At 57.4% G+C, this 7,996-nt stretch carries 8 protein-coding genes and 1 pseudogene; 3 read left to right on the top strand and 6 right to left on the bottom strand.

Going from position 1 to position 7,996, the window contains the following annotated elements; translation table 11 throughout:
* Positions 1-225 (top strand): hypothetical protein (locus tag H1Y01_RS04615; RefSeq protein ID WP_180539100.1); only part of this gene is annotated, 225 nt, incomplete at its 5' end.
* Positions 226-228: 3 nt separating this feature from the next.
* Here the strand turns inward: H1Y01_RS04615 and H1Y01_RS04620 are convergent.
* Genes H1Y01_RS04620 through H1Y01_RS04630 form a run of 3 tightly spaced genes read right to left on the bottom strand, consistent with a single transcriptional unit; the run spans position 229 to position 2,943 of the window.
* The gene (locus H1Y01_RS04620) at positions 229-384 is read right to left on the bottom strand and encodes a hypothetical protein (RefSeq protein ID WP_180539101.1); all 156 of its coding nucleotides are present in this window, start codon (positions 382-384) and stop codon (positions 229-231) included.
* Positions 385-418: 34 nt separating this feature from the next.
* The gene (locus H1Y01_RS04625; protein ID WP_180539102.1) at positions 419-1,249 is read right to left on the bottom strand and encodes a hypothetical protein; all 831 of its coding nucleotides are present in this window, start codon (positions 1,247-1,249) and stop codon (positions 419-421) included.
* Between the two features lie 2 nt (positions 1,250-1,251).
* The gene (locus H1Y01_RS04630) at positions 1,252-2,943 is read right to left on the bottom strand and encodes a proline--tRNA ligase (protein WP_180539103.1); all 1,692 of its coding nucleotides are present in this window, start codon (positions 2,941-2,943) and stop codon (positions 1,252-1,254) included.
* Positions 2,944-2,994: 51 nt separating this feature from the next.
* On the opposite strand from H1Y01_RS04630, the gene H1Y01_RS04635 reads away from it, so the two are divergent.
* The gene (locus tag H1Y01_RS04635; protein ID WP_180539104.1) at positions 2,995-4,593 is read left to right on the top strand and encodes a trehalase family glycosidase; all 1,599 of its coding nucleotides are present in this window, start codon (positions 2,995-2,997) and stop codon (positions 4,591-4,593) included.
* On the opposite strand, the gene H1Y01_RS04640 is transcribed toward H1Y01_RS04635, so the two are convergent.
* The 3 genes from H1Y01_RS04640 to H1Y01_RS04650 form a co-directional block, all read right to left on the bottom strand.
* A complete protein-coding gene (locus H1Y01_RS04640; RefSeq protein WP_180539105.1) occupies positions 4,580-5,389 on the bottom strand; it encodes a hypothetical protein in 810 nt (269 codons plus the stop codon). The two genes, H1Y01_RS04635 and H1Y01_RS04640, sit on opposite strands and share 14 nt — an antisense overlap.
* Before the next feature lie 146 nt (positions 5,390-5,535).
* A complete protein-coding gene (locus H1Y01_RS04645) occupies positions 5,536-6,330 on the bottom strand; it encodes a DUF4824 family protein (protein ID WP_180539106.1) in 795 nt (264 codons plus the stop codon).
* Entirely contained in the window at positions 6,327-7,442 is a 1,116-nt protein-coding gene (locus tag H1Y01_RS04650) for a DUF2157 domain-containing protein (RefSeq protein WP_180539107.1), read from the bottom strand. The genes H1Y01_RS04645 and H1Y01_RS04650 overlap by 4 nt, the downstream gene beginning before the upstream one ends.
* Positions 7,443-7,759: 317 nt before the next feature.
* On the opposite strand from H1Y01_RS04650, the pseudogene H1Y01_RS04655 reads away from it, so the two are divergent.
* Positions 7,760-7,996: pseudogene (locus tag H1Y01_RS04655) on the top strand (hypothetical protein); the annotation flags it as partial.

The following is a 7,996-nucleotide window of genomic DNA, read 5'->3' on the forward strand; positions in this document are numbered from 1 at the left end:
TACTTCGGCGATTACGCGTCGATTAAGTTTCAGATTCCGAATCGACCTCAGACGAGGGATGTCCAGATCCGGCCAATCATCGCCGTACCGGAGAAGGGGAATAAGTTGGAGTATATTCTCGGCGATCCTGTCGTGCAGACTTGTTCCACGTCTTTATTCCCGCAACTGGGATACCAACCTTGCTGGTATGTGACGCGGCATAAAGAGCAGACGATCAATATGTAGGTGTTAGCGGTACACGATGGTTCTCTTCCACATCGCGTTCTTCTCTCGTTTGCCTTTGATTGTTATCCAGCGGGTGCATTCGGTCCAGTTACCGTGTTGATCGCGTACGAATTCGAGATTCATGTCCTGGTTGGCCTCGGAATTTTGTGCGGGTTCCATGTGAATACTCCTTGCGATGACTGAGCCCTGGTCATCATAGGAGAATGTGCCGATAAGCCTCGCACCGTCGATTTCCGGTGAAACCACTGTTTTGGTATGTGCTGCGTCGTCGTAGGTTTTCGTCGTAGCGGAAGGTAACGTAGGTTCTTTCCGGCTTCTTTGTCTTCCAGTTGATGTCGATGGTGTCGAAGGTTGCAACCCGTCCGGCGCTATCAAGAGTACACCGGTAGGACCTGGACTTTGGTTCCCCTTCTGGATACCACGTTGTGGAGTCGTATTCGCGGGTACCAGGGTAGGTATATTCCGTGCGCAAATCAGGACCCCCGGTCGCATGCTGGCTCTGGCGGTAACTTACGAGGCGCCCCAGGATATCGTATTTGAAGTCTAGGTAATTGTTCTGAATCTCGCTTCCGTCACCTGTTTGAAATTTCTGGAGTCTCCCGTTCGAATCGTAGGTCCAACGTTGCCAGATTGGAGAAGCAACGGACCCTTCCTTGCGAGGAGACCACGTCGTTTCCCGAGAAACGAGGAGCTTGTCGCGATACGTGAGAGTCGTGCGGCTTTCGTTCGGGTGTTTCGTGACGATCTCGGTTGGCCGTCCGATCTCGTCCAGTTGAGTGGTGGTTGAGGATCTGGGATCAGTCGCGTTGAGGCCGTACTCTTCGAGAGTTACGGAAGCGACCGGGCCTTTTGGGTAAACCGAAGGGTCGTAGGCCATCTTGCCCGTCATCATCCCCAGCATCGTCATCAAAGGGGGCTTGGGAGGGAAACCTAGAAGTGTCGTTCCCGGAATTTCGAATAAGTCGGCGCTGACGGCCGGCAAACCGCAAAGCAACGTCAGAATCGTCGCGTGGCGGAGAAGCATGGTTATACTCTGCTCCGGACGATGCCGGCGGCTTCGGTTACTGACACGTCTTCAGAGGCTTTTGTCTTGCGGGTTACTAACTCCACGAACCCCTTCGAGAGTTTCTTGCCGATGGTGATGCGGTAGGGAATGCCGATTAAGTCGGCGTCTTTGAACTTGACTCCGGGGCGCTCGTCTCTGTCGTCCAGGAGAGCATCCAGTCCTAACGCTAAGCACGATTGGTAGATACTGTTGGCGGCTTCCTGCTGCGCGGCGTCCGCCAGGTTTACCGGCGTAATGACTACTGTGAACGGGGCGATGGCGGGCGGGAGAATCATGCCGTCCGTGTCGTGCTGCTGCTCGATCGCTCCACTTAGGATGCGCTCGATACCTATGCCGTAAGAGCCCATGATCACGCGGACTTCGTTGCCGTCCGGGCCGAGAACGCGGAGGCCCATTGAATCTGAGTACTTATAGCCGAGCTTGAAGATGTGGCCGATCTCGATCGTCTTGCGAATTTCGACCGGCCGGCCCGTTTCAATGCCGATGTCGCCTTGAGTTACCTGCCGGATATCGGCGAAGTCCGCTGTGAAGTGGTGTCCCGGAGTTACGTTGCGCAAGTGATAGTCGTCGCGATTGGCGCCGGCGATCATGTTGCGGCGCCCGCGGAGAGCTTCGTCGGCTAGGATCCGCATGTTCTTGACTCCGATCGGACCTAGCGATCCGGGGTCGGCGCCGAACCATTCGCGGATCTCGTGGGGAAGCGCGGGACGGATGTCTATCGCACTTATGGCGCTTGAGAACTTAGTCTCACTGAGCTGATGATCGCCGCGGAGTAGAGCTAACACCGGTTGTCCATCGCCCACCATGACCAGGCTCTTGATGCTTGAGGTTGCGGGTAAGTTGAAGAAATCACCAACCTCTTCGATGGTCTTCCTGCCGGGCGTGTGAACGGCTTCCGGTTCGAGGCCGCCTTCGGGATCGGGGACAGCGGGGGGCGCAGGGTTCGCGACAGCCTTCTCCAAGTTAGCCGCGTAGTTGCCTGCGATGACGACGAAGTCCTCGCCGGCTTCCGAGGCGACCATGAACTCGGTCGATTGAGTGCCGCCCATCGCTCCCGAGTGCGCGTCGACCGCAACGAAGTCGAGTCCGCATCGGGTGAAGATGCGCTTATAGGCGGCGGCGTGCTTATCGAAGCTGGCGTCAAGACCGGCGGCGTCGAAGTCGAACGAGTACGAGTCCTTCATGGTGAACTGGCGCACGCGCAGGAGTCCGGATTTGGGGCGCGGCTCATCGCGAAACTTGGTCTGGATCTGATACCAGATCTGAGGAAGCTGCTTGTAGGACCGCAGCTCGCCGCGCGCGATCGTGGTCATCACTTCTTCGTGCGTCATGGCGAGGCAGAGGTCGCGCCCGAAGCGGTCTTTGAGCCGAAACAGATTCTCGCCCATGACATCCCAGCGGCCCGATTCCTGCCAGACTTCAGCGGGGTTGAGCGCGGGGAGGAAGAACTCCTGGGCGCCGATGGCGTCCATCTCTTCGCGCACGATCTGCTGAATCTTCAGCAGCGAGCGCTGCGCGAGGTAGAGATAACTGTAGACACCGGCGGACAGTTGGCGGATGTAGCCGGCGCGCAACAACAGCTGATGGCTGACCACCTCGGCTTCGGCGGGGTTTTCACGCAACGTGGGTATGAAAAGCTTGCTCCAGCGCATAGACGAGGATTCCTCAGGATAACGAATCGGCGTTGTGATAGGTTGACCGTGATGTCTGTGAGCGCGCGTTTCCGCACTGCCGTATTGACGGCGTCCCTGATTGGAGTAGCTTCGGCTGCAACCGAGCCTAAGCCGATTCTGGAGTACATCAAAGAGACGTGGGTTACGTTGACACGCTCGCATAAGGAGCTGGCGGCGGCCGCGGTGGATCCGAAGTTTAAGCCGGGGGCGGATGGCAAGTGGCTGGTGTATATTCCCGCGGACGAGAACGTGGATCGCATCTCGAAGCAACTTACAGCGGAGATGGCGCCGGGCGACTTCGCCAAGATCAGACTCGTTCCTTTGGAACAGAAGGGCAATAGTCATCAGGACCCGGGGCTGCTCTATCTGCCGCGGCCCTATGTGGTGCCGGGCGGGCGGTTCAACGAGATGTACGGATGGGATAGTTACTTCATACAGGTCGGGCTGTTGAACGACCATATGAACGACCTGGCGAAGGACATGGCCGATAACTTCCTGTATGAAGTGCGCGAGTACGGGAAGGTATTGAATGCCAATCGCACTTACTACCTGACGCGCTCGCAGCCGCCGTTTCTTACCGAGATGGTGCTGGGGACGTGGGTCAAGACGAAGGACAACGCGTGGCTTGAGAGCGCACTGCCACAGATCGAGGCGTTTTATAAGTTCTGGACTTCCGAGCCGCACTTGACGGCGGATACGGGGCTCTCGCGCTACTACGATCTGGGGGAAGGACCGGCGCCGGAGGTCGTGTCGTCGGAACGCGATGCGCAGGGACGCACGCATTACCAACTGATTGAGGAGTATTTCAAGACGCACGATGTTACCGACTACGATGTGACGCAGTACTTCAATCCGAAGCGCGGCGGAGTGACGGATCTGTTCTATAAGGGGGACCGGTCGATGCGGGAATCGGGATTCGATCCTTCGGACCGGTTCGGGCCGTTTAATTTGGACATTATCCATTACGATCCGGTGTGCCTGAATTCGCTGTTGTACTTGATGGAAACGCAGACCGCGGCGATCTATGGCATTTTGGGCAAGCAGGCGGAGGTGGCGAAGTGGCACGATCTCGCGGATAAGCGGGCGGCGAAGATCAACGCGTTGATGTGGGACGACGGGGACGGACTCTATTACGACTATAACTTCCAGAAGAAGCAAGTTCGTAAGTATCCGTTCCTGACTACATTCTATCCGCTGTGGGCTGGGTTTGCGACGCCGCAACAGGCCGCGCGGGTGGTGAAGAACCTTTCCAAGTTCGAGCGTGAAGGCGGGTTGCAGACTAGTATGAACGCGAGTGGGGACCAATGGGACTCGCCATTCGGGTGGGCGCCGCTGGAGATGATCGCTACCGAGGGGTTGCGACGTTATGGGTATAAGGAAGAAGCTAACCGCGTGGCTTCTAAGTGGCTTACTCTGATCGAGGGCCAGTATCGGGCGCACGGGATTATTGTGGAGAAGTACGATGTTGTGCATAACGCGAGTTATGTAAGTAATGAGATTAAGTTCGGGTACCGGTCGAATGAGATCGGTTTTGGGTGGACCAATGCGTCGTTTACTTCCATGCTGAAGGAGCTCTCGCCGGAGACTCGGGAGAAGATACTGACGGCTCCGGCGGTTAGTGGGAATTAGGAGCCGTCTGCTTTGACTTAGCGGCCGATGAATGCCGAGGGACGCCGGTAGAGGCGGGAGATTCGGGGCTTTTGACCTCTTTGTCGAGTTTGGGCGCCGGCGTTTTTCCAAACGAGTTTTGGGGTTTGTTCTCTGTGACTTGCGCGGCTCGGTTTGCTTCGCAGTCCTCTCGGGCTATCTTCAGTTCTTCGTACTCGGCCAGGATCTTCTTGTACCAGAGGACGGCGGGGCTGGTTTCGGGGTCGAAGACTAGCTCGGGCGAGGCTGCGGCGCGCTCTTTTCGCATTTCCTTGAGTTCGATCGTGAGACGCGAGGCGTTGCGGATGAGACGGGTCTCGTAGCGGCTGATTAGATCGACATTGCGGGCGTCTTCACGGAAAGCATTGACCTGGCGGTCCTTTCTTACCTTGCGGGTTGGGCTTTTGCCCGCGAGCTCCGGACCCGCTTCGGCGGGCAGTGGCGGTTCGTAGATGAATACGTCGTTTTCAACCGACATAATGCGATGGGTGCGCCAGCGCGATTCGAAGATGAGCTGCGCGTTGCTCGTCTCGAGGGCGCCGACGGGTTTGAGTTCGCGCATGTAATCGAGGCCCATCTGAAGGTAGAGGGGGAAGTCCTCATAGGTGAGGATGATGTGCTGCGCGGTTAGGCCGTGCCGGACGGCGTTGAACGCGGGCGGTTTGTTGTGTAGCACGAGGCGCGCGTTGCTTTGGAGTCCCGTGGGGGTGTTGGTGAATTCGGCTTCGATCCCGGATTCGAGCTGCATGATTGCGCCTTGCGACATGGTTACCGACATGATTACCTCTTTCGGCCCGTAAGTGGTTGGATGGGCTTTCGACTTAGAGGTAGCAGGCGGGGGGAGGGTTTGAGGGGTAATTCGGGAGTAAGTTGCTGAGCCGCGGGGAGTTAGGGTGGGGAATTATCGGGGACCGAAGATGGAGTCTATGGCCCGAACTTGATGTCTTCCACCCACGGCTCCAGTAACTTTCCATATCGTAGGCGGACAGTATAAGAGGACGTTGTAATCTCATTGTGCCGCCCTCCGCCGCCCTGGAAGAGATCGCTAAGCGGGCGGGAAAGGTGGATTTCCGAAGGTAGCTGCTCGATGCGCCCTTCCAGGCGGGGTGGGTTGGCGGAAGCAGATCCACTTACCGGGCCGGGGTAGGTGTTGAGAGCGATGGCGATTACGGCCGGCACAATCATCACGCGGGAGCGATCGGCGTGGCGGTTGCGGAGCGAGCGGGCATCCAGGTCCGCATCGATAGCCACCAGATGGGTCGAATTTCGGAGGGTGTCGTCCCGCGGCAGGCCGCGCTGCTGCCGTCGCGCGACCTCGTCCTGATAGGCATCCACAAAATTCTGCCAAGCCGCGCCATCGTTCTCAAAAGCCACAAATGCGCGACGCGGTCTCTGCCGCTGATAGAACCGTACGGCGTCACCGGCGTCCGGATTCACCCTACAGTCGAACCCGAGCGTCCGAAGCTTTGACCGGTCGAGCCATTTCGGTGCGGCCGTCGTGAAGGGAATGAGATTCTCGCTCTGCGTGACCCAGCGGAGATACAGGGTGACTCCGCTATTTTCGTCATCTCCATGATGACCGATGTATTGAAGTTCTCGCTGGGTTAGAGATAGCTCAGAATCCGGAGTTCCGGAACGGTTGCGGGCGGCGTGAATCAGAGCAAATGCGTTGGCGAGGAGGACGATCGCGAAAGCAGCCGCTAAGGAAATGTTCTTCATGCGGTAACCGCACTGTTTGCAGGGATCATGCTAGCTCGCAGCCGCTTGAAAACCAGGACTAAGCCGATGCCTAAGGCTCCGATGGCTGCGAAGAATAGATACTTTGGCATCCAGGCCCACCACCAGTGATAGAGGCGAGTCACTAAGAATAAGGTAAAGAACACGGACCCGGTATTTACAAGGCCGTTCCAATTTCGCGCGATTCCCAGCCAGATTGCGCCGGCGGATGCGATCAGCCCAAAGAACTCGTACAAACGCTCGACATTCCTGGCGTCCCAGTTGAGATAACTGGGCGCACCCCAGTCAGCTAAAGAGAGGACCGCGAGGAAGAATGTAAGCGCACCTACCAGCCGGAAGACGGGAGCGAAATTGGCCTGACGCGCAGGTTTCAGAAGCAGGGGGATGGCAAATACGAGCAAACCTAATAATAGGAATTGCTCGGGCCGATCCCAAAACTCAAGCCATCGATAACCCATTCGGGCGGTGAACGCAGCCGCGACATAGCCGATCAAGAAGAGTAATCCCAAAGCAAGGATGAGGCGCAGGCCGTAGCGATAGGCGAGAACCAAGGCGAGGGCTCCCCACGCAAGCATCGAGTTCTCCGTCGAAACGATATTGAAGATAGTGCCGACCACTACAAGGTTCAGAATAAAACTAGCAATTGTGACGAGCGCCAGCAGACCGGTAAAGTAGCGGGTGCGTTCCCGCCGGGCCATCCGTTCAGCGCCGCAAAGTGACAACAGCGGGGTGAGAATAACAATGAGTAACTGAAGCCAGGTGTCGAGATAGCCCCAGTAGCGCATGAAGAAGAGAACCACCGCGGCGCAAACCGCGATGCCACCCAGCGTTGAGGCAATACGCATTCCCCAGGAGACTCGCTTTTGGGAGACTGTCGTGTCGACGTCGAACCGCTCGGCTAGTTCGGCTAACCGGCGGGTTGACCATTCGTCGAAGCGGAGTCGCTGATCGGGAGTAAGGGCGAGTACAGACTCGACTTCGCCAGAGGCAAGCTCCTCGCGCAGCATGCGAAGGCGATCGGCGGCTTGCTGAGCCAGTGCCCTATCGCGGGCTGCTAATTGGGCGTCTAAGTGGGCTTGGCGTTCGACAGCCATCCTGCCGGCTCCTTGGTTATTCCAAAGTATCAGAGCCGGCTCGGGTGTTGAGAACGGGTTTTACTGCCTGAACGTAACGACCAGCTTGATCAGCAAGTGGGAGCGCGATGAGAAACGACCTTCAGGGTCGTCGCTTAAGCTATTAACTCTCGCCGAGAAGAATGGCCTTTCAGGGGCTGCGTAGCGAAGGCTCCCAAGTGGGAGTATCGGGAGAAGATGCTGGGAAAGCGGTCACAGGCGCGACAGGAGAATTGCCGCTAGTATTCGCTCGACGTGCCCTGGCGAATACGAGTTCACCTTAGAGTAGAGCAGCATTCATGACGTTGACCCTAACACTGTCCGATGAGCAGGCGCTCGCGCTAAAGGCGAAGGCCGATGCGGAAGGGCTTTCCTCCGTCGAAGAGTGGATTGAGAAGCAGGCCGAGCCGATCGCACCAAATCCGCCCGTTGAAAGACCGCTGCAAACGGCGGCGCAGATTATCCTCGACAGCATGAAGGATGTTCCGCCTGAAATCATGGCGACCCTGCCGACGGACGGAGCCAGTCAGCACGAC

Origin of the sequence: Nevskia soli (genome assembly GCF_903970205.1) — a bacterium.
GTDB lineage: Bacteria > Acidobacteriota > Terriglobia > Bryobacterales > Bryobacteraceae > Bog-113.